The 23,155-nt window shown below is 64.4% G+C and carries 18 protein-coding genes; 14 read left to right on the top strand and 4 right to left on the bottom strand.

What is annotated here, in order from left to right; genetic code table 11:
• The first annotated feature begins 482 nt into the window (after positions 1 to 482).
• The 4 genes from OKW35_RS06165 (at position 483) to OKW35_RS06150 (ending at position 5,043) form a co-directional block, all read left to right on the top strand.
• Entirely contained in the window at positions 483 to 1,472 is a 990-nt protein-coding gene (locus OKW35_RS06165) for a carboxylate--amine ligase (protein WP_429407311.1), read from the top strand.
• A 34-nt stretch (positions 1,473 to 1,506) separates the two neighbouring features.
• The gene (locus OKW35_RS06160) at positions 1,507 to 2,760 is read left to right on the top strand and encodes an NAD(P)-binding domain-containing protein (RefSeq protein WP_184062223.1); all 1,254 of its coding nucleotides are present in this window, start codon (positions 1,507 to 1,509) and stop codon (positions 2,758 to 2,760) included.
• 61 nt (positions 2,761 to 2,821) lie between these two features.
• The gene (locus OKW35_RS06155) at positions 2,822 to 3,706 is read left to right on the top strand and encodes a polysaccharide deacetylase family protein (protein WP_184062424.1); all 885 of its coding nucleotides are present in this window, start codon (positions 2,822 to 2,824) and stop codon (positions 3,704 to 3,706) included.
• A 92-nt stretch (positions 3,707 to 3,798) separates the two neighbouring features.
• Positions 3,799 to 5,043, top strand: a complete 1,245-nt coding sequence (locus tag OKW35_RS06150; RefSeq protein ID WP_429551500.1) for a glycosyltransferase — start codon at positions 3,799 to 3,801, stop codon at positions 5,041 to 5,043.
• 463 nt (positions 5,044 to 5,506) lie between these two features.
• Here the strand turns inward: OKW35_RS06150 and OKW35_RS06145 are convergent, their stop codons facing one another.
• Entirely contained in the window at positions 5,507 to 5,890 is a 384-nt protein-coding gene (locus tag OKW35_RS06145; protein ID WP_090803213.1) for a hypothetical protein, read from the bottom strand.
• A gap of 220 nt (positions 5,891 to 6,110) precedes the next feature.
• On the opposite strand from OKW35_RS06145, the gene OKW35_RS06140 reads away from it, so the two are divergent.
• The 6 genes from OKW35_RS06140 (at position 6,111) to OKW35_RS06115 (ending at position 14,971) form a co-directional block, all read left to right on the top strand.
• On the top strand, positions 6,111 to 8,330 hold the full coding sequence (locus OKW35_RS06140) for a GNVR domain-containing protein (RefSeq protein WP_429407307.1): 2,220 nt from the start codon (positions 6,111 to 6,113) through the stop codon (positions 8,328 to 8,330).
• 142 nt (positions 8,331 to 8,472) lie between these two features.
• Positions 8,473 to 9,573, top strand: a complete 1,101-nt coding sequence (locus OKW35_RS06135) for a glycosyltransferase (RefSeq protein ID WP_429491072.1) — start codon at positions 8,473 to 8,475, stop codon at positions 9,571 to 9,573.
• Between the two features lie 4 nt (positions 9,574 to 9,577).
• Positions 9,578 to 10,783 (top strand): hypothetical protein, encoded by a 1,206-nt coding sequence (locus OKW35_RS06130; protein ID WP_184062219.1) that lies wholly within the window; start codon positions 9,578 to 9,580, stop codon positions 10,781 to 10,783.
• A 157-nt stretch (positions 10,784 to 10,940) separates the two neighbouring features.
• Positions 10,941 to 11,855 (top strand): glycosyltransferase family 2 protein, encoded by a 915-nt coding sequence (locus OKW35_RS06125; RefSeq protein WP_429551499.1) that lies wholly within the window; start codon positions 10,941 to 10,943, stop codon positions 11,853 to 11,855.
• A gap of 58 nt (positions 11,856 to 11,913) precedes the next feature.
• Positions 11,914 to 13,650, top strand: coding sequence for a hypothetical protein (locus OKW35_RS06120; RefSeq protein WP_429551498.1), 1,737 nt, complete (start codon positions 11,914 to 11,916; stop codon positions 13,648 to 13,650).
• Positions 13,651 to 13,681: 31 nt separating this feature from the next.
• A complete protein-coding gene (locus OKW35_RS06115; protein ID WP_090803222.1) occupies positions 13,682 to 14,971 on the top strand; it encodes an oligosaccharide flippase family protein in 1,290 nt (429 codons plus the stop codon).
• Between the two features lie 128 nt (positions 14,972 to 15,099).
• Here the strand turns inward: OKW35_RS06115 and OKW35_RS06110 are convergent, their stop codons facing one another.
• The gene (locus OKW35_RS06110) at positions 15,100 to 16,311 is read right to left on the bottom strand and encodes an MFS transporter (protein ID WP_429551497.1); all 1,212 of its coding nucleotides are present in this window, start codon (positions 16,309 to 16,311) and stop codon (positions 15,100 to 15,102) included.
• Between the two features lie 44 nt (positions 16,312 to 16,355).
• Here OKW35_RS06110 and OKW35_RS06105 point away from each other — a divergent pair, with 44 nt between their 5' ends.
• The 4 genes from OKW35_RS06105 (at position 16,356) to xdhC (ending at position 21,243) form a co-directional block, all read left to right on the top strand.
• Complete coding sequence (locus tag OKW35_RS06105) at positions 16,356 to 16,547, top strand: hypothetical protein (protein WP_429551496.1); 192 nt, start codon at positions 16,356 to 16,358, stop codon at positions 16,545 to 16,547.
• Positions 16,548 to 16,699: 152 nt separating this feature from the next.
• Positions 16,700 to 18,217: a xanthine dehydrogenase small subunit gene (gene xdhA, locus OKW35_RS06100; protein WP_429491076.1), complete on the top strand. Its 1,518-nt coding sequence runs from the start codon at positions 16,700 to 16,702 to the stop codon at positions 18,215 to 18,217.
• Between the two features lie 34 nt (positions 18,218 to 18,251).
• Positions 18,252 to 20,621, top strand: a complete 2,370-nt coding sequence (gene xdhB / locus OKW35_RS06095) for a xanthine dehydrogenase molybdopterin binding subunit (protein ID WP_429551495.1) — start codon at positions 18,252 to 18,254, stop codon at positions 20,619 to 20,621.
• Positions 20,622 to 20,652: 31 nt separating this feature from the next.
• Complete coding sequence (gene xdhC, locus OKW35_RS06090; protein WP_429551494.1) at positions 20,653 to 21,243, top strand: xanthine dehydrogenase accessory protein XdhC; 591 nt, start codon at positions 20,653 to 20,655, stop codon at positions 21,241 to 21,243.
• Here xdhC and OKW35_RS06085 read toward each other — a convergent pair.
• Both OKW35_RS06085 and OKW35_RS06080 read right to left on the bottom strand, forming a co-directional pair.
• Positions 21,240 to 22,190, bottom strand: a complete 951-nt coding sequence (locus tag OKW35_RS06085) for a LysR substrate-binding domain-containing protein (RefSeq protein WP_090803229.1) — start codon at positions 22,188 to 22,190, stop codon at positions 21,240 to 21,242. The genes xdhC and OKW35_RS06085 overlap by 4 nt on opposite strands.
• Before the next feature lie 200 nt (positions 22,191 to 22,390).
• Positions 22,391 to 23,047: a 2-hydroxychromene-2-carboxylate isomerase gene (locus OKW35_RS06080; RefSeq protein WP_187617873.1), complete on the bottom strand. Its 657-nt coding sequence runs from the start codon at positions 23,045 to 23,047 to the stop codon at positions 22,391 to 22,393.
• Positions 23,048 to 23,155 lie beyond the last annotated feature (108 nt).

The following is a 23,155-nucleotide window of genomic DNA, read 5'->3' as shown; positions in this document are numbered from 1 at the left end:
GCACGTATCGAGATCAGGCCGAAACGTAAAGTAGGTCAAGGCAAGAGCAGCGCAATGCTCACGCTGCGGTAAATCGCAAGACCATGATTCGACACACGGCGCTTGCCAGGACGTGCCTGCCGCGCTCATGCATGCATGCCGCCGGAACCAAGCTTTAACGCCAAAGCGCCCCCGCGAGGCGACAAAAAAGGATTTCTATCCGATTCGATAATTCGATCGCGTGGAGTCTCGAAGACTGTCTTCGAGGGTCCACGCACGTACGAAGCAAGGATATCGACACTATGGCGAGCGCATACGACTCAGGTCAATCGGCAGGGGTTATCGTTGGAGCAGAGTTGAACGGACTGGGGGTGGCGCGATCGCTCGCGCAGGCCCGCGTTCCGGTTATCGCAGTCGATACGAGGACCCGCGCGGCGACGTGGTGCCGACACGTTCATGCGCATCAGGTAAAGAGTTTTGTCGGGAAAATATTCGTTGATGAAATGATCGAACTCGGCAAGCGGTTCGATCGTCTGCCAGTTCTGATTCTCACCGACGAAGACGCGGTGCATGCGGTGTCGGAAAATCGGGCGGCTTTGTCGCACTGGTATCGGTTCCGCTTGCCGGCCGACGACACCGTCAAGATGTTGTCGAGCAAGGCGCGCTTTCACGAATTCGCGCAGCGGCATGGCTTTTCGGTGCCGCGCTCGGTCGTGCTCGATAAGCTTGCCGACATCGAACGGCTGGCCGAATTGCGCTACCCGTGCGTGCTGAAACCGGACGACAAGCGCAACGTGCTGCGCGGCGAGAAAGAACGCGCGGTGCGCGTCGACATGCTGCAGCATGCACGCGATCGCGCTATCGCGATGCTCGCGACGCCGGGTGGCATCATCGCGCAGGAGTGGATCGAGGGGCCTGACAGCAACATCCACTTCACGCTGTTCTATCGCGGCGCCGACGGCAACATGGTCAGCATGTTCACCGGCCGCAAGGTGTTGAGCTCGCCGCCGGGCGTCGGCAATACCGCGATCTGCGTGGCCGCGCCCGAAGCGCGCGGGACGCTCGAACCGCTGACGCGGCGCTTCGCCGAGCTGGCCGGTTTCGACGGCATGGGCAGCATCGAGTACAAGTGGGACGACAACTACAACGAGTTCGTGATGGTCGAGCCCACGGTCGGCCGCACGGACTGGCAGGAGGAGATCGCGACGCTGTGCGGCGTCAACATTCCGCTTGCCGCGTACCGCCATGAACTCGGCCTGCCATTGCCCGTCGAGCGCCTGAGCCGGCAATCGGTCGCGTGGCGCGCGACGTTTTCCGATCGGCCGCCGCCCGAATTGCTGAGCGAGCGCACGAAAATTTTCGATGGCTATTTCCGCTGGAACGATCCGTTCCCAGCGTTGCAGCACTATGTCGTGATGAATCCGCTGCGACGCATGAAGCGCAGCTGGAAAAAAGCGATCAGGGCGCCCGAGTCGCGTCAGGCCAAAGCCTGACGCTGGCAACGAAGCCGTTCCCCTGGAGACCAGCATGTCTTTGACCGATACCATCATCATTGGCGCGGGGCCCTACGGGTCATCTCTTGCCGCGCATCTGAAGGCCGCCGGCGTGGATCACCAGATCCTCGGGGAACCGATGGGAGCGTGGCGCAACTACATGCCGCCCGGCATGCTGCTGCGCTCCGAGGCTTTCGCGTCGAGCCTGCACGCGCCGCGCAGCGGCTTTACCGTCGAAGACTACTGCCGCCTGACAGGGCTGCCTTACCAACCGCTCGGCATGGCGCTGCCGCTCGAAACCTTCGTCGAGTACGGGCTGTGGTTCCAGTCGAATCTGGTCGGCGAAATCCAGCCGGTCGACGTGCTCGCATTGCGCCGCGTCGGCGATCAGTTCCAGCTGTCGCTGAGCGACGGCCGCTCGCTCGCCGCGCGCAGAGTCGTGATCGCGCTCGGCCTGAAGGGCTTCGCGCAAACCCCGCCGGCGCTGCGGGACTTGCCGGCGCAATATGCGTCGCATTCGGAGCTGTATGGGAACCTTGAGTGGGCGCGCGGCAAGGACATTGCGATCGTCGGCGGCGGGCAGTCGGCGCTCGGGCTGTCCGCGCTGCTCAACGAACTCGGCGCGCGCGCACACGTGCTGATGCGCGAGAGCAGCGTGGTGTGGCACGAGCGGCCGCACGGCGGTCGCAACATCCTGTCGCGCATCAAGGGGCCCGACGCGGGACTGGGGCGCGGCTGGCGCTCGCTGTTCCTGTCCGAGTTTCCCGGCGTGTTCCACATGCTCGACCCGCGACGCCGCAAGCAGATCATGGAGCATACGTACGGCGCGTCCGGCGCGTGGTGGCTGCACGATCGCGTGGTCGGCAAGGTGCAGATCTCGCATCGCACCGTGGTGCGCTCCGCGGCGGTCGAAAACGACCGCGTCGTACTGAACGTGCTGAGCGACGGCAAGCAAGCGCGGGTGAGCGCCGATCACGTGATCGCCGCGACCGGTTTCAAAACCGACATGCGGCAGCACGCGTTCCTGTCCAAAGATCTGGCCGACGCGATTTCGAATCAGGGCGGCATGCCCGACCTGACGTCGCACTACGAAACGCACGTGCGCGGCCTCTATGTGATCGGACCCGCGTGCGCGCACAGCTTCGGGCCCGTGATGCGCTTCGTCTATGGAACCAAGCACGCGTCGCCGACCGTGGCGCGACACATTATCGGTTCGTTGAAAGCGGGTGCGCGGCAACGCACGTGGCCCGTCGCCCATGCACCCATGCCGGAGCGCTCAGGTGAATAAGACCCAAGCAACGGGCGCGTCTGCGCGCTCGCACCTGTCCGACAGCGACCGCGGGCGCCGCATGAAGCGCTACAAGACGCTCGTGAAGGAGATGCTCGCGGGCTTCGTCCTGATTTCGGGTCTCGCGTGGTTCACGCGCAAGGTGCTGTGGCGCGATCGCGTGGCCGTGCTGCTTTATCACGATCCCGATCCGGACACGCTCGACCGTCACCTGACTTATCTCGGCAAGCTGTGCGAGTTCGTGCCGTTGACCGACGTCAGCGCGCCCGGCCGCGGCCGGCCACGCGTGGCGATCACGCTCGACGACGGCCACGCGGGCAACGCGAAGCTGTTGCCGGTGTTCGTCAAGCACAACGTGCGCCCGACGATCTTCCTGTGCAGTCGCATCGTCGGACGGCCGCGCAGTCACTGGTGGCTGCATCCGGGCTCGCTGCGCGTCGGCCATGAACGTCTGAAGCGGATGACGAACGACGAGCGCCTCGCCGCGCTGGCGGCCCAAGGCTACCAGCAGGACGGCGATGACCGGCCGACCGGCCTGTCGATCGAAGCGATGCAGGCGATGCGCGAGCACATCGACTTCCAGGCGCATACGCGCTTCCATCCGATCCTCACGCATTGCAGCGACGCTGAAAGCGAGGCCGAAATCCGCGACAGCCGCCATGAGATCGCGGCGCTGCTGCAACAACCGTGCGAGCACTTCGCGTATCCGAACGGCAATTACGGCGAACGCGAAGTGGAGTTCGTGCGGGCCGCCGGCTTCAAAACCGCGCGCACCTGCGACATCGGCTGGAACGATCAGCACACCGATCCGTACCGGCTGCGCACGATCATCATCGACGATGCGGCATCGACGCTGCGCTTCGCGGCGCAATTGAGCGGCATTGCGCTGTTTCTGCGCTATCTGCGCGAGGGTGGAGGCTGGCGCGGCAAGTTTCCGCAGTTTTGAACAGAGGGAGTGCCTGGACGAAGCGATTCGTCCGGGCAACGCCGTCCGGGTTTTTCGCGAGACGGCACGAGGGGCATACGACAGGAGGGGACATGCAGCGCTGCAGGGTACTGGTGATCAACGATTACGCGCACATGGGCGGCGCGGAAGTGGTCTATCAACAATCGGCCGAGCTGTTGGGCACGCTGCCCGGCGTCGAGGTCGAGCGTTTCGACGATAGCCAGTTTTCCGCGCGCTCGACGATGCTGTCGCGCTCCTGGAACACGACCGCCGCGCGCGCGCTCGAAAAGGCGCTGCATCGTTTCCGGCCGCATCGGCTGATGGTGCACAACTACCACAACGTGCTGTCGCCTTCGATTCTCAGCGTGATCGCGCGGCACGAGCGTCAGTTCGGTTATCGCGCGTATCACACCTGCCACGACTATCACCTCGTCTACTACAACCCGTCGCTGCAGTACTTCGACAAGGATAAGCGTCCGATCATTCTGCCGCTCGACGTGCTGCGCACACGCGCGGTCTTCACGTTGCGGCCGACGCCGAAGGGCCTCGTGCACGATCTGATGACGAAGGCGTGGTGGCACGCGGTGCGCGCGGCCTATCAGCCCGCGCGCGTGTTCGACAGGATCTTGTGTCCGAGCCTGTTCATGCAGCAGGCGCTGCATCGCGTCGGCATCGAGAATACGGTCATCGTGCACAATCCGTCGGCGGTGCCGAGCGCGATGCCAATCGTCACGGTGCGTGACAAGGAGCGCTTCAACATCGCGTTCGTCGGACGGATCTCGCCGGAGAAAGGCCTGCTGCAATTTCTGACGCTCTGCGAGGCGACGGGCTTCGAGCGCATCAATTGCATCGGCGTGTACGGCGACGGCCCGGACCGCGCGGCGATCGAGCAGCGCTACGCGTCGCTGATCGCACAGCGCAAGCTGATCCTGTTCGGCACGATGCCGCAGCAGCAGTTGTTTCCCGCCATGCGCGAGTTCGCCGATGCGGTGGTCGTGCCGTCGGTGGGCGCGGAGAACGCGCCCCTTGTCGTGATCGAGGCGGCGATGCTCGGTCTGCCGGTGCTGGTTCGCGATGGCGGCAGCATGGCGGTGACCGCCGAATCGGTCGGCAACAAGATCAAGTTCAAGTTCGATCCGGGCAGCCTGAAACAGGCGCTCGGCGAACTCGCCATTCATCTGGCCGATGAGCACAGAAAGTACGACGTCGAAGAATATCTGCCCGAGCATTACGCGCGGCGTCTGGCTGAAATCATGCACATCGGCGAAAGTTCGACGCACGTCGCGCCGTCGCGCCGTCGCGCGCGCTATGCGGATAATCCGCGTCCGGCGCCCTGAAAATAGTCGGCGCTGATTGTGGCAAACGGCGTGTATATCCGTGCCGTTATCGTCGCTTTAAACACGTGTTTTTTATCGCGTGATTTGTCTGAAGCAATCCTGTAGCAATCGGCTTTTGTGTGCGCTGCCGAACGTTGTAAGGACGGGCTCTCTGAATATTATGATCGCCAAGGAAAGGCATTTTATCGAGCGCTGAAGCGCGTGGCTCGACAGAGTAAACGAAGCCGCGGTGACGGCGCGGAGTTGGCGATGACCGGCTCAATGGGTCGGCGAAAAAGCCAGACTCATCAGAACAAAAGCATGTGCATGTCGTGAGCGTTTGCGTGGAAAAACGGCGGACGAGACGCGGCTAATCGGGGAATCTTCGCGACCGGGCCCGGCAGTCAGTTCAAACCAAACAGGAATGTGGCCGCAAGCGGCCACATCGGCGATACGGGGGGTCCAGACGGTGATGCGCTACAGCTCAGCGCACGCTGTACGGATCGGCGGTCTCGGGAGACGCGTAGGTCTGGTCTGAATTCCACAAATCGCTGCCGTAGGGGTCCGCTGAGTTCTTGCCGCGGACAGGCTGTGCAACGCTTGTACGTTTCTGCTTCGGAAGGCTGTTTTTGGTTTGGGTGTACACGTTGGGCGCGACATAGCGGTTCTTTTTAGCGTACGCGAAATCCGACGAGGAGCCGTAGAGCGTGGTGGAACTGGCCGCATGAGGCGTCATCGCGTCGAGTTGCGAGTGTTTGGCGACATAACTCGGCGCATAAGCCGAAGAGGCGGCGGACACGATGCTCTGGGCGTAACCCACCTGGGCGCTCAGCAAGACGGGCATGACGGCGGCAAGAAGTTTTTTCATTTCGGGATCCGTAAGAAAGCATGTGGTGCGATGTTAGGGAAAAGAGCCGACCTCGCATAGGCGCTGTTACACACAAAGGTAGCCGATGTGGCGTCAATCAGCTACCCCCGTCCGATCGAGGCGGTCAGCTCGCTGGACACAGGCGTGACTGGATGCGGCGAGGTGCCGGTCCCGGCGCCGGGAACAAGTGGCAATCCGTAGAGACTTTGGGAGAACTCGCATGAACCAAAGCAGTGCACCATTCGATAGCCGCAACAACAACAGCGAACATGCGCCGGCAGGCTTCGCGAATTATCTGGATGCGCTGTACGACAATCGCAAGCTGATTGCGATCACGACGGCCATCGCGGTCGCGCTCGGCATCGCTTATTCGGTGTTCTCCCAACCCGTGTATCGCGCGGACATTCTGGTGCAGGTCGAGGAGAACGCGGGTACCTCGTCCAGGAGCGTGATCGGCGACGTGTCCGCGATGTTCGACGTGAAGACCGCGACGTCAGGCGAGGCACAGGTGATCGGCTCGCGCATGGTGGTGGGCCGCGCGGTCGACAAGCTCAATCTCGACATCGAAGCGGCGCCGCGCTACTTCCCGCTGTTCGGCCGCTGGCTCGCCCGTCACTCCGATCATCTGTCGACGCCGGGACCGCACGGCTACGTGTACGGCAACGAGCGCATCACGGTGTCGAAATTCGACGTCCCCGAAGAGCTATTCGACCGTCCGTTCGTGCTGAAGATGGGCGAGGGATCGAGCTACGAGTTGCAATACGGCAAGCTGAAGCTCGAAGGCACGGTCGGCCAACCGCTGAGCGCGACGACCAACTACGGGCCGCTCACGCTCGTCGTCGACCGGATCGAGGCGAATCCCGGCGCGACCTTCGAAGTGCGGCGCCAGTCCGCGCTGACGACGACCGAAAAGCTGCGCAAGGAACTGACGATCTCGGAAAAAGGCAAGGAATCGGACATCCTGGGCGTGTCGCTCGAAGGCAGCGATCCGAAGAAGATCAGCGCGATTCTCGCGACCATCGCTGGCGAATACGTGAGCCAGAACCTGAAGCGCAAATCCGAGGAAGCGGAGCGTTCGATCCGTTTCCTCGAAATACAGCTTCCGGAAATGCGCCAGCAGCTTTCCGCTTCGGAAACGCGCTTCAACGATTTCCGCGCGAAGCATGGCACCGTCGATCTCGGCGAGGAAGCGACCAACCTGCTGCAGCTGTCGGTTCAGGCGCAGACGCGGCTCGCGGAACTTCAACAGAAGCGCAATGAACTGCTGACGCGCTTCACCGACCAGCATCCGGCCGTGCAGTCGGTCAACGCGCAGTTGCATGCGGCGCAACAGGAAGCGAAAGATCTCGCGAGCCGGACGCAATCGCTGCCGCCGCTCGAACAGAACGTGCTGCGCCTGCAGCGCGACGTGCAGGTCGGCACCGAGCTCGATACGTCGCTGCGCAATACGCTCGAACAGCTGAAGCTGATCAAGGCGGGTAAGTCCGGCAACGTGCGCATCGTCGACGGCGCTGTCGCGCCCGATACGCCGGTGCGGCCCAAGCCGCTGCTGATCATCATCGGCGCGCTGATGCTGGGCGTGTTCGTCGGCTCGGTGATCGCGCTCGTGCGTCAGCGTCTGTTCGACGCGATCGACGATCCGTACGAAGTCGAGTTGCGCACCGGTTTGCCGGTCTACGCGAGCGTGCCGTTCAGCCGTCAGGAAGAGCGGTTCGCGCACAGCCGTCGCCGTCCGGAATCGAAGGCGCTCGTGCTCGCGGGCGAAGCGGTGATCGATCCGGCCATCGAAAGTCTGCGTGGCTTTCGCACCGCGCTCGAATTCACGATGACCAAGGCGCGCAACCATATCGTGCTGATCACGGGCCCGACGCCGGGCATCGGCAAGTCGTTCGTGTCGCTGAATCTCGCCGCGGTAATCGGTGCGACCGGCAAGCGCGTCCTGCTGATCGACGGCGACCTGCGTCGCGGCTTCCTGCATCGGCATCTCGGCGGCGATCGCGGTCCCGGCCTCACCGATCTGATCCAGGGCGCGTACCGTCCCGAAGAGCTGATTCGCGCGACCCGTTTCCAGGGTGTCGACTTCATCGCGAGCGGCCGCCAGGTGGCGAGCCCGAGCGACGTGCTGTCGAACACACGGCTCGAAGCGGTGCTGCGTCAGGTCGCGACCGGCTACGACGTCGTGCTGCTCGACGGACCGCCGGTGCTGCTCGCCGCGGATGCGGTCCGGCTCGCCTGCGTGGCAGGTACGACGTTCTTCGTCGCGCGTCAGGGTGTCACGGGCATCGGCGAGCTGCGTGAGTCGGTCCGCCAGATGCAGAAGGTCGGCCTGCCGGTGCGCGGCGTGATCATGAACGGACTGCGGATGCGGCCGGGACGCTACAGCTACGGCTACGGACGCTATCGCTACGCAGCCTACATCTACAAACCGTACGACAGATAAGCCCGGGCGCCTGGTTCGCGACGCGCCCGCGGTGCGGGGCGTAGCGCCCGACTGGACCGATCAGAACACCAACATGGCAATGCGAAGGGATCTTACGGCCGCGCCTGCCGAGCGCATACCGTACAGGCAAGGGACTACCCGGATGAAACAGCTATTTGTCACGCCTTTTCTGCCTCAGAAAAACGCGCCGCAAGCTGGCCACCGTTTGGCCTACGACTACCTGATCAAACTGAGCGCGGAGTCGGAGCTCGACGTGCTGATCGTGTCGCGCGTGCCGGTCGACGAAAAAGCCATCGAGTTCCGCGCGAACGTGCGCAACGTGTACATCCAGTACGTGAGCCGGTTCGACCTGATTCCGTCGTTCCTCGCGAATCCGCTGACTTTTTCACCGCGCCTGTTCTCGCGCTATAAGCCCGCGATCGGCAAGTTCCTCTGCGAGCTCGTCGACAGGAACCGATACGACACCGTGCGGCTCGAGTTCTCGCAATGCTTTGCGTATGCCCAGAATCTGCGCGAGCGTTTCCACGACGGCGTGAAGATCGTGATGTGCGCGCATGACTTGCAGATCCAGGTCATCTTGCGCGTCAAGTCCATCGAAGGATGGCTGTTCACCCGGCAGACGTTCATGCTCGAGCAGCGTCTGCTGAAGCTGGCCGACAAGGTGCTCGTGCTGTCCAGCAAGGACGCGCAGCTGATCAACGGCCTGTACCCCGGGGTCGGCACGTTGCAGGTCGTGCCGATCTCACTGCCGGCGTTTCTGAAGGAAGTGCGGCGCTCGAAAGACACGGTCGAGAAAGGCAACATCCTGTTCTGGGGGGCGATGCAACGCCGTGAAAACGAAGAGGCGCTGCTCAATTTCATCGACACGATTTTTCTGCCGCTGCGCCGGCGCGGCCTGCAACTGAAGCTGTTCGTGGTCGGCTCCGATCCGAGCGACCGCGTAAAGCGCCTGAATAGCGACGATATTTGCGTGACCGGCTTCGTCGAAAATCCGGGCAAGTACTTCGAGTCCGCCGATATCGGCGTGGTGCCGCTGCTGTCGGGCGCCGGCGTCAAGCTGAAGACGCTCGAAATGCTCGCGGCGAAACTGCCGGTTGTCTCGACGCCGCTCGGCGCGGAAGGCGTCGAGCACGACGGCACCTTGCTCAACGTCTGTGAAATCGATGAGTTCCAGGACGTGATCGAGCGCATCTACCGCGGTGATCCGGTCAACGTCAACGCCTCCGTGGCGTATCAGGCCTGACGCCATGATCGCAACCATCGCCTATCTGCTGGCCGTCGTGCTGTGTGCCTCGCGCGGCGTGCTCGAGTATCTGATCGGCAAGGACGCCGCCTATCTGATCCAGGTCGGCGGTATCGTCGGGCTGCTCGTGTGGTACATCTCGCCGACGGCGATCGCCGCTTACTTCCGCGACGAAGGACGCCTGTCGTTCGGCTTCCTCGTGGGCATGCTGTTCTCGACCGGGCTGTCGATCGTCGCGACGCTCGCGCTCACCGGTGAGTTCGGGCCGTCCTATCTGTTCGTCTTCATCTTCACGCTGTTCATCTACTTCTACGCGATCTCGAACTATCAGAGGCGCTTCGTGCAGCCGCGCGTCGCCTATGCGGGGCTCGTGCTGATCGCGCTGATCGAGGCGGGTGTCGCGCTCGCGCAGCAGCAGAACGTCTTCCCGATCGATCTGCCCGGCGCGACGTACGGCTTCGACAATCTGCGCGCGCCGTCGCTGACCGGCAGCTATCTGCACTACCCGCTGTTCGTCGCGATTGCCGCGTCGCTGTGCGGCGTCGACTATCTGGTGCGCAAGAACGTGCTGTCGGGCCTCGCGTGCGCGGTGCTCAGCTTCGCGATTTTCTCGGCGCTGTCGCGTAGCGGCATGCTGATCATTCTCGGCACGTTCGGGCTCGCGTTCGTGCAGGCGCCGATCCAGTTCATCACGAGAAACGCGAAACTGATCGTTGCCACCGTGTTCGCGACGATGGCAATCATGATCTTCGGCGTTGCGGTGAGCAGTCAGAACGATAGTGTCGTCAACGTCGGCACCGAACGGATCATAGGCGCGACCGATCTGCAATCGGACGGCAACGACGGCCGCACCGAAGCATGGGAAAAGGCCAAGTCGCTCGTATTGCCGGTCAACGTGATCGCCGGCACGTACTTTGGGCTCGTCACGAACTCGGCACCCGAGCCGGTGAAACAGGAGTTCGGCGTCGTCGAATCGAGCGTGCTGCAGCAGATTCTGAATATCGGCCTGATGGGCGCGATCTTCTATTACGGCGTGCTGATATCGGTGACGAAACTCGCGAGCAGCGCGAGCCGGATTTCGTTGTGCATGTGGGCCGCTCTATTTCAAACGCTCTTCTATCAATCGATCGAAGTGATTCCGTTTGTCTTCATCCTGATGACATTGCCAGTGTTCGATTACGTGGGCGGACCGCGTCCAGACAGCACGTAGCGAACCAGAAGGCAGTGCGCTCCAGATCGTCTGCATCGCGCGGACGAGCAGTGGGTAGTCGGTAGTGCGCGCGAACAGCGCGAAGCAAGGTGCAAGAACCAGAAAGCCGTGTTTGGGGGTAATTCCACGAACACCTGATGTAAAGCAGGAGGTGGGGATGAACCTGAAGGGAATGTTTAGCGTGGTGATCGTCAATTACAACACGCCAAAACTGGTCGGAAATTGCGTGCGCTCCGTGCTAGAACTTTCGATTGCGGATAAGGAGGACATCGTCGTGGTGGACAACGCTTCGCCCGACAATTCGTTTTCCTATCTGAGGGAGACGCTTCCGACGGGAGTGAGGCTCGTCAAAACGTCGATCAATCGCGGCTTCGGAGCCGGCGTCAATTTCGGCATGGTCGGTTGTCTGCGCGAACTCGTGCTCGTGCTGAACCCGGACACCTATTTCGTCGATACATCGCTCGAAAACGCGGTGCAGTTGTTCAGAACGGAGAAGGATGTCGGCCTCGTCGGTCTCGATCTGGTCTATCCGGATGGCGAGCGGCAGTTTTCCGCGCGGCGCTTTTATTCGGTGCTCGACATACTCGGCCGGCGGTCGCCGCTCGGGCGGCTCGGCGCGTTCAAGCGCCGCATCGACAACCACATGATGCGCGAAGCGTGGGCCGCGGGCACGCCGTTCGAGGCCGACTGGGTGCTGGGCACGGGCTTTATCGTGCGGCGCGCGCTATTCGGCGAACTCGGCGGCATGGACGAGCACTTCTTTCTCTATATGGAGGACGTCGATTTTTGCGCGCGCATCTGGCAGGCGGGCTACCGCGTGCTGTGCGTGCCGGGTGCGCGACTCACGCACGAGCATCAGCGTGCGTCGGCAGCGGGCTTCCTGAGCAAGGCGGGGCGCCGGCATCTGAACAGCTTGTGGCGTTTCAGCCGCAAGTATCGTGTGCCGCTGTTCAGACCGCCAGGCGTGCAGGGCCTGAGTCGCAGCGCGAAGGCGCGTGCGGTGCCGGTCCCCATGACCGTGAGCGCGCGTCCGGCGGCCGCCGAGCAGGGGCAAAGCATCACGGTGGACTGATGCCTGTCGATGTCTCGACGTGAAAAAAGAACGGAGTAACGCAATGGGGGAGGGCTAGATGAAAACCCGGCGACAGGCGCTCAAGACGTTCCTGCTCGGCGGCCTGGCCGGGGCCAGTGCAAGCACAGCCGATTTGGGCATCGCGCGCGCGACCGGGCACGCGCCGCGCGAGCGCGGCGCGTTCGCGAGTATGGGTAACGGCGCGGGCGACGGCGCCGGCGGCATCCTGCGCGTCGCCGCGTCCGTGCCCGAGCGTGCCGCATCGGAACCGGTTGCACCGAGCTATCTGAAGACGCTCAGCGATATCGTCGCGGGACTCGAGGTCAGCGTCGCGCGCTTCGTCGATCCGCACCGGCTGGCGGCGATCCAGCGCGGCGCGTCCGGTTACGACTGCGGCGCTGAACTCAGGGAAGCGTTCGCGAGCGGTGCGCGCGGGTTGTATCTACCGCGCGGCATCTGGCGTTACACCGGCGACCTGACCACCGCGAACGGCTCGAGACTGCGCGGCGACGGCGGCGGCGAATACGTGGTGATCACCGACATCGCGATGGGGGCGACCGTGCTGGAGAGACAGGACTCGGGCGGCCCGAGGTCGGCGGCGCTGACGCTGGGCGACTCGGCGTTCGTCGAGCATGTGCAGGTGCGGCCCGCGCATTACGACAAGGTCATCTACTACCTCGCCAACTACCCGGCGCACACCGGCAACACGGCGATCGGCATCCACTTCGGTACGTCGGCCGGGGCTAGTCGTTGCACGGCGATCGGTTTTTCGCGCGCGGGCTACGAACTCGGCGTCACCTCGACGCTCGAGCGCTGCTATGCGTACATGTGCGAGCGCGGCTTCTACGCGACCGAGCACACCGACGGCTCGCTGATCAATTGCATCGGCATGTTCTGCCATACGGCCGGCGCCGATATCGTCGACAACTTCTGGCAGGTGATCGGCGGACGCTGGGAATGGAACGCGCGACACGGCGTGATTCTCGGCGCGGAGTCGCTGATCGTCGGCGCGGTGTTCGATCGCAATGGCTTAGCCGGCGTCTATATGAAGAGCGGCAACTGGGGCAAGGTGGTGAACGGCAATTACTTCTCGCGCAACGGTTGCGGCGGCGACGGCAAGATCGGCCGCTGGAAATTCTCGACGCGCGGCCATCCGTCGTACCTCGATGTGCCGCCCGGTCAGAGTTGCCACATCCAGATCGATTACCAGCAGGCGGCGACGATCGTCGGCAATCGCTACCGTCCCGGCCAGGACGACGAGAACGCCGGCTGCGACGGCCCGCAGTTCGTGTACGGCAGTTCGACCGCGCCGGGCAGCACACCGCTCGACGGCATCACGATTCAGGGCAATTTCGGCGATCGCGCGGGTGACACGATCGTCGGTTACGCCAAGGCGTATCCGGGCGGCGGCGCGATCGCGGGCGGCAAGGACGCGAGCCTCGTGCATGCGCTGAATCTCGGCGTCGGCTACGAACGCGGCGGCGTCGCGGCGGCGCTGCATTGCGGAAACCAGACCGTGTCGCAGGAGACGACGCGCATCGCGATCAACGTGCTGCGCTCGACCTCGGGCCGCGTGGTGTTGCGCGCGGCCACACGCGGCCATGCTCTACTCGCCGAAATCCTGTTCGCAACCGACGCAACCGATGCCAACTACAAGACCGTGGTAAGCAATCTGATCGGCAATGCGGTGAAGAGCGCGGTGTTGAACGCAAATGGCGAAGACGATCGCTACAACAAGATCGATATCGCACTAAGTGAACCTGCTTTCGTGTCGTATTCTGTTTTTTCGACCTGAGTTTTAACCGCCTACTGCAAACAGGACGATTGTGTCGACGAGAAACGTCATCATCGCGCTGTATTCGGTGTACGCACTGAACTACGTGCTGCCGCTCGTTACGTTGCCGTATCTGTCGCACGTACTTGGGCCGGCCGGGTTGGGCGTGATCGGTTACGCGCAATCGATTTCGCAGATTCTTCTCGTCATCGTCGACTTCGGCTTCGGCCTGTCGAGCGCGCGCAAGGTGGCGGTGCACATCGATAACCCAGAGGTCGTGAACCGCATCTACTGGTCGACCACGATCGGCCGCGCGATTCTCGCGTTGCTGTGCTCGCTGGTGCTGGTCGGCTGGGCCTTCGCCGCGCACATGTCGCCGCAGGAACGCGGTGCGACGCTGCTGGGCTCGCTCGTGATCTGGGGCGGCGTGCTGACGCCCGGCTGCTTCTACGAAGGCACGCAGCGCCTGCCTGTGCTCGCGGGCACGCTGCTCGCGACGCGCGTGGGTCTGCTGATTCCGCTGTTCCTGTTCGTGAGGACTCGCGACGACGTGATGCTCGCGGCCGCTTTGCAATATGCGCCGACCTTCGTGTGCGGCGTGATCCTGATGGGCGCGCTGATCTGGAAGCGCGAGATCCTGCTGAGCGTGCGGGTCAGTTGGGCCGACGTGATGGCCGAGGCGAAAGAGGCGTATCACATCTTTCTCGGTTCGGCGCTGACGTCCGTGTACATGTACGCGAACGTGATCATGCTGCGCATGATCAGCGGCCCGGGCGCGGTCGGCTATTACGTGGCGGCCGAGCGACTCACCAACGCGCTACGCGCGTGCACGGCGCCGGCCATCCAGGCGTTCTTTCCGAAGATCTGCGTCGCTTACGAGCGCAACGACATCGCCTATATCCACAAGGTCAACCGCGGCTTCATGGTCGCGTTCGCGGCGTCGGCGGTGCTGATTCTGGTCGGCTTTACGGTGCTTGGCGAATGGTTCGTCGGACGTTTTCTCGGCGAGGCGTTCGGCGAGACGTTCCGCATTTTGCGCATTCTCGTGTTCGTGCCGGCGATCGTCGGCATGACGACGACCCAGGTGATGCTGACGATCATCGCGTCGGGCAATCAGTCGTTGCTGAAGCGGATCTATATCTACGGCGCGCTGTTCCATCTGGTGCAGGCACCGATCAGCATCTACTTCTGGGGCGGTGTCGGCACCGCGTGCTCGGTGGCCGCGACCGAGCTGTTCATGCTGATCGGCGTGTACAACGTGTCGAGCCGAATCAATCACGGCCAGATCGCGGTGCGCGCGCAGACGACGATCAAGCAGGAGATGGCGGCGGAGAGAGATTAGCCGCGAGGATGGACAGTGGGATCGAATGGCCGCGGCGCGCGTCGTGAAGACTTTGCGCGTCGCGGCCTTGTTGCGTCAGCGCCGCGCGTTCGTTGCGCGCGTTCACTGCGAGTGCTTACTGCGAGTGCTTACTGCGCGGTGGACAGACTGGTTACTTTCGCGTTGCGCAGATACAGCACCGTCGACAGCACGACCGCCGCGGCAGCCGCGATCGCGGCAAACAGGAACACCGAGCCGTAACCGAACTCGCCGGCGATATACCCCGCCAGCGGCCCGGTAATGCCGAGCGACAGATCGAGAAACACCGAGTACGCGGACAGCGCTGCGCCGCGGCTCGCCGGCGGCACGAGCCCGACCGCCTCGACGCCGAGCGCCGGAAACACCAGCGCGAAGCCAAAGCCGGTCAGCGCGGCGCCCGCGAGCGCGATATGCGGCTCGGGCGCGAGCCACAGCATCAATAGACCCGCGCATTCGAACGAGAACGACGCGATTGCGACACGAAAGCCGCCGTAGGTCTTGATCGTGTTCGCGAACAGCAGGCGCGCGCCGATGAACAGCGTGCCGAACAGCGTCAGCGACAGCGCCGCATTCGGCCAGTGTTTCGCCGCATAGAACAGCGTGATGAAGGTCGCGATCGAACCGAAGCCGGCCGAGCCGAGCGCGAGACCCATACCGTGCGGCAGCACGCGCGTCAACACGCTGCGATACGACATCCGCTCGCCGTGCACGACCGGCACCGGCGCGATCAGACGCGCGAGGTAATAGCCGAGCCCCGCGAGCGCGATCACCAGAATGCCGAGCGCGGTAAAGCCGATCGAGCGCGAGATCATCACGCCGAGCGGTGCGCCGATCGCGAGTGCCCCGTAGGTCGCGATGCCGTTCCACGAAATCACGCGGGCGTTGTTGGAGGTGCCGACCCGGCCGATTCCCCACAGGATCGCGCCGGTGCCGCACAGGCTCTCGCCGAAACCGAGCACGAGCCGGCTGCACACGAGCAGTGCGAGGCTCAGCCCCGGCCAGCGACCGGTCAGCGCGGCGAGCAACAGCAGCACACCGCTCGCGCCGCAGCCGAGCAGACCGATCGACACCGTGCGCTTCGGCCCGAGCGTATCGGCCGAGCGGCCCGCGAGCGGCCGCGACGCGAGCGTCGCGAGGTACTGCACGCTGATCGCCGCGCCGGCCAGCACCGCGCTGTAGCCGAGGTCGCCGTGCACATAACCGGGCAGCACCGCGAGCGGAATACCGATCGTGAGGTAGCAAAGAAAGGTGAAAAAGACGACCGGAATGATCTGCAGGGTCGTCGCAAATTCGCTGCGGGCGGACGCGGAGTCGGTGGACATCGGGAAAACCAGACTTGAATTCGGCGGGAAGGCGTGATTCTCCCATGGAACCGATTCCCTTGCAGGGCTTGCTTAAAAAATGGGACGAATCAATGGCGGGTTGTGACGTGATAAAGGTCGGTTTTCACGCCGCTAGCGCGCGATTGTTCGGCGAGGCGAGGGGCATGCCAAAATCTGGCATGTCCGCTAAACCGGCAAAAATCGATAAAAACGGCAAAAGCGTCAGATCAACATAAGCGCTGCCGTACGCAAATCCACCTCGATATCGCGCGAGGAATATGTCCCCCATGCGATTCGAGCTATGGGTTGCGTTTATTGACGGTGATAGCTTTCAAACCATCGACGCGGCGTGTCCGCGCAAACACGCAACAGACGAGAGCACCGAGACATGACCGAGCCGATTCGTTTCTATCACCGCAACGCGATCCGCGAAATCGAGGACGCGCCCGTCACCCGCACGGTGCTGCAGTATCTGCGCGAGGACGCGCATTGCACCGGCACCAAGGAGGGCTGCGCCGAAGGCGACTGCGGCGCCTGCACGGTCGTGATCGGCGAGCGCAATCCGGCGGGCGGCGTCGAGTTCAAGGCGGTCAACGCCTGCATCCAGTTCGTGCCGACCCTCGACGGCCGCGCGCTCTTCACGGTCGAAGACCTGCGCCAGCCGGACGGCTCGCTGCATCCGGTGCAGCAGGCGATGGTCGACTGCCACGGCTCGCAGTGCGGCTTCTGCACGCCGGGCTTCATCATGTCGATGTGGGCGCTCTACGAGAAGCACGGCCACGAGCATGGCTGCGCGAACCGCACTGTGCCGTCGCGCGAGGCGATCGGCAATGCGCTGACCGGCAACCTGTGCCGCTGCACCGGCTACCGGCCGATCGTCGACGCGGCCGAGCGTATGTTCGACGCGCCCGCGCCGCAAGCGCCAGTCGACGTAAAGGCGCTCGCCGACACGCTCGCGACGCTCGAACGCCGCGACACGTTTCAGTACGAGCACGCGGGCCAGCGCTTCGCCGCGCCGCGCACGGTCGCGGCGCTCGCGCGGATCAAACAGCAGGAACCGGCCGCGCGCCTGCTCGCGGGCAGCACCGACATCGGCCTGTGGGTCACCAAGCAGATGCGCGAGCTCGGCGACCTCGTCTACGTCGGACAGATCGCCGAGCTGCAAAAGCTCGAAACCAATGACGACTGGATCGAGATCGGCGCCGGCGTCAGCGTCGAAAAAGCGTATGCCGAGATCGCGAAGCAGTACCCGGAGCTGACCGAAATGTGGCAGCGCTTCGCGTCGCTGCCGATCCGCAACGCCGGCACGCTCGGCGGCAACATCGCGAACGGCTCGCCGATCGGCGATTCGATGCCGGGGCTGATCGCGCTCGGCGCGCGCGTGATCGTGCGGGGCGGCGACATCGAGCGCGAGATGCCGCTCGAAGACCTGTACCTCGCGTATCAGCAGAAGGACATGGCCGGGCACGAGTTCGTCGTCGGCCTGAAGGTGCCCGCGCGCGGCGGTGCGCGCGCGAACCTGCGCTTTCGTACCTACAAGCTGTCGAAGCGCTTCGATTCGGACATCTCGGCTGTCTGCGCGGCGTTCTCGTTCATCGCCGACGGCGACGCGATCCGCGAGCCGCGCATCGCGTTCGGCGGCATGGCCGCGACGCCGAAGCGCGCGCTCCAGGCCGAAGCCGTGCTGCGCGACGCCGAATGGCACGAGGCGACCGCGCAGGCCGCGATGCTCGCGCTGGGCACTGACTACGCGCCGCTCACCGACATGCGCGCGAGCAGCGACTACCGCCTCGAGTCGGCGAAGAACACGCTGTACCGTTTCTGGCTCGAAACGCGCGCGCATCAGCCGCTGCCGAAGAGCGCGCTCGACGTGCGCGCGGTCGCGCCGGCCGGCGCGAGCGCCTGAGCCCCGCGCGTTCAAGGATACGGAGAACACAACCATGAACCAGCAAGCCGAACCGTTCCTGAAAGAGGTCCAGGAACTCGACGACTTCACCCAGGTGCACGTGTCGCGTCCGCACGAGTCCGCGCATCTGCACGTAAGCGGCCGCGCGACCTACACCGACGACATTCCCGAGCTGGCCGGCACGCTGCACGCGGCGCTGGGGCTGTCGTCGAAGGCGCACGCGAAGGTCGTCTCGATCGCGCTCGACAAGGTGCGCGCGACGCCCGGCGTCGTCGCGGTCTTCACCGCCGACGACGTCCCCGGCGTCAACGACGTCGGCCCGATCGTTCATGGCGACGATCCGATCCTCGCCGACGGCGTCGTGCAATACGTCGGCCAGCCGATGCTGATCGTGGTCGCGACATCGCACGAGGCGGCGCGTCTCGGCGCACGGCGCGCCGAGGTGGTCTACGAGGAACTGCCGGCGGTGCTGAGCGCGCAGCAGGCACGCGCCGCGAACCAGTTCGTGCTGCCGCCGATGAAGCTCGCGCGCGGCGACGCCGGCACGAAGATCGCGCGTGCCGCGCATCGCGAGGCCGGTGAGATGTGGCTCGGCGGCCAGGAGCAGTTCTATCTGGAAGGGCAGATCTCGTACGCGGTGCCGAAGGACGACGACGGCATGCACGTCTACTGCTCGACCCAGCATCCGACCGAAATGCAGCAGCTCGTGGCGCACACGTTGGGCGTTGCATCGCATAACGTATTGATCGAATGCCGGCGCATGGGTGGCGGTTTCGGCGGCAAGGAATCGCAGTCGGCGCTGTTCGCGTGCTGCGCCGCGCTCGCCGCGTGGAAGCTGCTGTGCCCGGTCAAGCTGCGCCCGGACCGCGACGACGACATGATGGTGACCGGCAAGCGTCACGATTTCCACTACACCTACGAAGTCGGCTACGACGCAGAGGGCGTGATCGAAGGCGTCGCGGTCGACATGACCTCGCGCTGCGGCTTTTCCGCCGACCTGTCGGGCCCGGTGATGACGCGCGCGCTGTGCCACTTCGACAACGCGTACTGGCTGTCGGACGTCTCGATCGACGGCTTCTGCGGCAAGACCAACACGCAGTCGAACACGGCGTTTCGCGGCTTCGGCGGCCCGCAGGGCGCGTTCGCGATCGAGTACATCCTCGACAACGTCGCGCGCTCGTGCGGCGTCGATGCGCTCGACGTGCGCCGCCGCAATCTCTACGGCAAGACCGAGCGCAACCAGACGCCGTACGGCCAGGTGGTCGAAGACAACGTGATTCACGAGCTGATCGACGAACTCGAAGCGACCAGCGACTATCGCGCGCGCCGCAAGGAGATCGACGCATTCAACGCGAACAACGAGATCCTGAAGAAGGGCCTGGCACTCACGCCGGTCAAGTTCGGCATCGCGTTCAACGTCACGCACTTCAACCAGGCCGGCGCGCTCGTGCATATCTACACCGACGGCTCGGTGCTCGTGAACCACGGCGGCACCGAAATGGGCCAGGGGCTGAACACGAAGGTCGCGCAGGTCGTCGCGCATGAACTCGGCGTCGGCTTCAACCGGATTCGGGTGACCGCGACCGATACCAGCAAGGTCGCCAATACGTCTGCGACGGCCGCGTCGACCGGGTCCGACCTGAACGGCAAAGCCGCGCAGGACGCCGCGCGCCAGTTGCGCGAGCGGCTCGCCGCGTTCGCGGCCGAGCGCTTCGGCGCGGGCAGCGTGAACCCGCGGGACGTGCGCTTCGCGCATGATCGCGTGATGGTCGGCGAGGTCGCCGTGCGGTTCGAGGAAGTGGTCGCGAAGGCTTATCTCGCGCGCATCCAGTTGTGGTCCGACGGCTTCTACGCGACACCGAAGCTCTACTGGGATCAGTCGAAGCTGCAAGGACGGCCGTTCTACTACTACTCGTATGGCGCGGCGGTATCGGAAGTCGTGATCGATACGCTGACCGGCGAAATGCGCGTGCTGCGCGCCGATGCGCTGCACGACGTCGGCGCCTCGCTGAATCCGGCGCTCGACATCGGCCAGGTGGAAGGCGCGTTCATTCAGGGCATGGGCTGGCTCACCACCGAGGAGCTGTGGTGGGACGCGGGCGGCAAGCTGATGACGCACGCGCCTTCGACGTACAAGATCCCGACCGTCAACGACGTGCCGCCGGTTTTTAATGTCAGGCTGTTCAGGAACCGTAACGCGGAGGACAGCATCCATCGTTCGAAGGCGACCGGCGAGCCGCCGCTGCTGCTGCCGTTCTCGGTGTTCTTCGCGGTGCGCGACGCGGTGTCGGCGGTCGGCGGCCATCAGGTCAATCCGCCACTCAATGCGCCCGCGACCAGCGAGGAAATCCTGAAGGCGGTCGGCGCGGTGCGGGCCGCGACGGCGGCCGCGCGGCAGGCGTGATGGCGAGTGGCAAACGAGTTGGGAGCGCAATATGGAAGCACGCCTGAATTATTGTCCGGGCGGGACCGGGTCCGAGCTTGCACCGCGGCCGGCGCCGATGCACATCGTGCTGTTCGGCGCGGGACACGTCGGCCATGCGCTCGCGCATCTGCTTGGCAGCCTGCCGTGCGTGGTCCAGTGGGTCGACGAACGCGACGAGCTGTTCCCCGACGAAACGCCGCCCAACGTGCAGGTCGAAGCGACCGACACGCCCGAGGCGATCGTCGACGCGGCGCCGCCCGGCGCGTGGTTTCTGGTGATGACGCACAACCATGCGCTCGATTTTTCGCTGGCCTCGCGCATCATGCGACGGCGTGATTTCAGCTACTTCGGCATGATCGGCTCGAACACGAAGCGCGTGAAGTTCGAGCGGCGACTGCTCGAACGAGGCGTGGAGTTGGAGCGGCTCGCGGAGATGACCTGCCCGATCGGCGTCGAAGGGATCATCGACAAGGCGCCCGCCGCGATCGCGATTGCGGTGTGCGCGCAACTGCTGCGACTGAGGACACGGCAGGCCGCGACGGTTCATGCGTTGGGGCAGGCCGCGAGCCACGTCCGCGCAACGAAGCAGATCACGGTTTAGGCCATACGGCGCAACGGGGGCTTGCGCGCGACCAGCTCACCCGACACCTCGGACATCAACGTCCTCAGCCAGCCGATATCGCTCGGCCGATCCGGCTGCGGATGCCACAACTGATAGCAGCGGATGCGCGGAAACGCGATCGGCACGTCGACGACCGCGAGCGGCAACATGCTCGCGTAGTGCATCGCGAAGCGCCGCGTCGTCGTGAAGATCAGATCCGATTGCAGAAGCGTCTGCGCGACGAGCCCGAAGTAGGGCAGCGTCGCGACGATGCGCCGGCTCGCCTTCGCCCGCGCGAAGCCGGTATCGATCGCGCCGCCGCGCGCGCCGCTGTAGGGTGTCGGCGCGAGATGCGGCGCGGCCAGATAGGCTTCGCGGGTGAGCGGCTCGTGTGTCAGCGGATGGTCCGCGCGCATCATGCACACGACGGTATCGGCGAACAGGTCGCTGCGCTCGAAACGCGGATCGGGCTTCGGCCAGTTGCCGATCACCAGATCGAGTTCGCCGGCGTCGAGCGCGGCCGAATGATCGAGCAGCGGCCCCAGCGATTCGATTTCGAGCCGCGCATGCGGCGCCGCTTCGCGAAACCGCGCGATCACGGTCGGCATGAAGAAGTCGTTCAGATAGTCGGGCGCGGCGACGCGAAAAGTGCGGCGCGAGCGGCCCGGGTCGAAATCGCCATGCGGCGTCGCGACGAAATCGACATCGCGCAACACGCGCTGCGCGGCCGCGAGCAGCGACTCGCCGTATTCGGTCGGCACCATGCCCGACTTGCCGCGCACCAGAATCGGATCGCCGAGCGTGTCGCGCAGCTTGCGCAGCGCGGTGCTGATCGCGGGCTGGGTCTGGTTCAGCCGCAACGCGGTCTGCGTGACGCTGCGCTCGACGAGCAGCGTGCGCAGCACGCGCACGAGCCAGATATCGAGTGAGGCGGCGGTGTCGTCCATGATCGAAGCGTGGTGGCGCGGGCGCTGCCGATGAGCTCGCCGCGCGGCGCGCGCGTGGGGTGCGAAAGCTTAACCTTAGGCGCGTTTGCGCTTCGGCGGCATAGCGGGCACGGTATGGCCGGCATCAGCGCGACGCCTGCCGGCGTCGATTCGTTCGGGCCGAAGCCGCAACCAGGGCGCGGCCCGCAGCGGCCGCCGCGTTATGCCGGTGTTGGTTTGTCCGGCAGCCCCCATGGCAGCGAACTGATCCGCTTCACCTCGCGCGATTCGAGCCAGTTCGGCGTGCGCGCGCAGTACAGCACCATCGGCAGCGCGTCCTCGCCCCAGAACAGCTGATCGTTCAGACGAAACGTCGGCACGCCATAGACGCCGAGTTCGACCGCGTCGGCGGTATTGCGCTGCAATTGCGCCTGCACGGCTTCGTCCTGGATCAGTTCCGGGCCGTCTGGCTTGCCGACGCGCTCGCACAGCTCGGCGAACGCTTCGTCGCTCGACGGATCGCGCCCCTCGCGCCAGATGAAGCGGAAAATCTCGCGCACGAATTGCACGTCGCCGTTCGCGGCGGTCGCGAGCAGCAGCGGCTTCATCGAATCGAACGGATGGGCGGGCGGCATTTTGTACGGGATACCGAGCTGCTCCGCGCGAAACAGCGCGTGCCGGTACATGAAGGTGCGCTTGGCGGGCACGCTGTACGCGGAGCGCTGGCCCCAGTGGCGATACAGATCGTTCAGCACGACCGGCGTGAACGCGAAGTCGAAGCCGGGCCATTTGTCGTATTGCTCGAGCAACAGGTAGGTGAACGGCGAGACGAAATCGTAAAACCACTGCCGCTGTTGGGCGTCGATGCCAACGGTCATAAATGTCTCCCGGATTGCCTGTGTCGGACGATGCGGACGGTGCGTCCGTTACCTCATCAAAATTGTAGCGATCTTACGCGGTGCGGTCCCGGCTTGCACCGGTCGATA

Source organism: Paraburkholderia sp. MM5477-R1, assembly GCF_050436385.1.
In the GTDB taxonomy this organism is placed as follows: domain Bacteria; phylum Pseudomonadota; class Gammaproteobacteria; order Burkholderiales; family Burkholderiaceae; genus Paraburkholderia; species Paraburkholderia tuberum.
This window is presented reverse-complemented; position numbering and strand designations above follow the sequence as displayed.

Excerpts from the sequence above, each read along its gene's own strand:
- OKW35_RS06165 (WP_429407311.1), top strand. The coding sequence starts at position 483 with ATGATCGAACTCGGCAAGCGGTTCGATCGTCTGCCAGTTCTGATTCTC.
- OKW35_RS06160 (WP_184062223.1), top strand. The coding sequence starts at position 1,507 with ATGTCTTTGACCGATACCATCATCATTGGCGCGGGGCCCTACGGGTCA.
- OKW35_RS06155 (WP_184062424.1), top strand. The coding sequence starts at position 2,822 with ATGAAGCGCTACAAGACGCTCGTGAAGGAGATGCTCGCGGGCTTCGTC.
- OKW35_RS06150 (WP_429551500.1), top strand. The coding sequence starts at position 3,799 with ATGCAGCGCTGCAGGGTACTGGTGATCAACGATTACGCGCACATGGGC.
- OKW35_RS06145 (WP_090803213.1), bottom strand. The coding sequence starts at position 5,890 with ATGAAAAAACTTCTTGCCGCCGTCATGCCCGTCTTGCTGAGCGCCCAG.
- OKW35_RS06140 (WP_429407307.1), top strand. The coding sequence starts at position 6,111 with ATGAACCAAAGCAGTGCACCATTCGATAGCCGCAACAACAACAGCGAA.
- OKW35_RS06135 (WP_429491072.1), top strand. The coding sequence starts at position 8,473 with ATGAAACAGCTATTTGTCACGCCTTTTCTGCCTCAGAAAAACGCGCCG.
- OKW35_RS06130 (WP_184062219.1), top strand. The coding sequence starts at position 9,578 with ATGATCGCAACCATCGCCTATCTGCTGGCCGTCGTGCTGTGTGCCTCG.
- OKW35_RS06125 (WP_429551499.1), top strand. The coding sequence starts at position 10,941 with ATGAACCTGAAGGGAATGTTTAGCGTGGTGATCGTCAATTACAACACG.
- OKW35_RS06120 (WP_429551498.1), top strand. The coding sequence starts at position 11,914 with ATGAAAACCCGGCGACAGGCGCTCAAGACGTTCCTGCTCGGCGGCCTG.
- OKW35_RS06110 (WP_429551497.1), bottom strand. The coding sequence starts at position 16,311 with ATGTCCACCGACTCCGCGTCCGCCCGCAGCGAATTTGCGACGACCCTG.
- OKW35_RS06105 (WP_429551496.1), top strand. The coding sequence starts at position 16,356 with ATGGAACCGATTCCCTTGCAGGGCTTGCTTAAAAAATGGGACGAATCA.
- xdhA (WP_429491076.1), top strand. The coding sequence starts at position 16,700 with ATGACCGAGCCGATTCGTTTCTATCACCGCAACGCGATCCGCGAAATC.
- xdhB (WP_429551495.1), top strand. The coding sequence starts at position 18,252 with ATGAACCAGCAAGCCGAACCGTTCCTGAAAGAGGTCCAGGAACTCGAC.
- xdhC (WP_429551494.1), top strand. The coding sequence starts at position 20,653 with ATGGAAGCACGCCTGAATTATTGTCCGGGCGGGACCGGGTCCGAGCTT.
- OKW35_RS06085 (WP_090803229.1), bottom strand. The coding sequence starts at position 22,190 with ATGGACGACACCGCCGCCTCACTCGATATCTGGCTCGTGCGCGTGCTG.
- OKW35_RS06080 (WP_187617873.1), bottom strand. The coding sequence starts at position 23,047 with ATGACCGTTGGCATCGACGCCCAACAGCGGCAGTGGTTTTACGATTTC.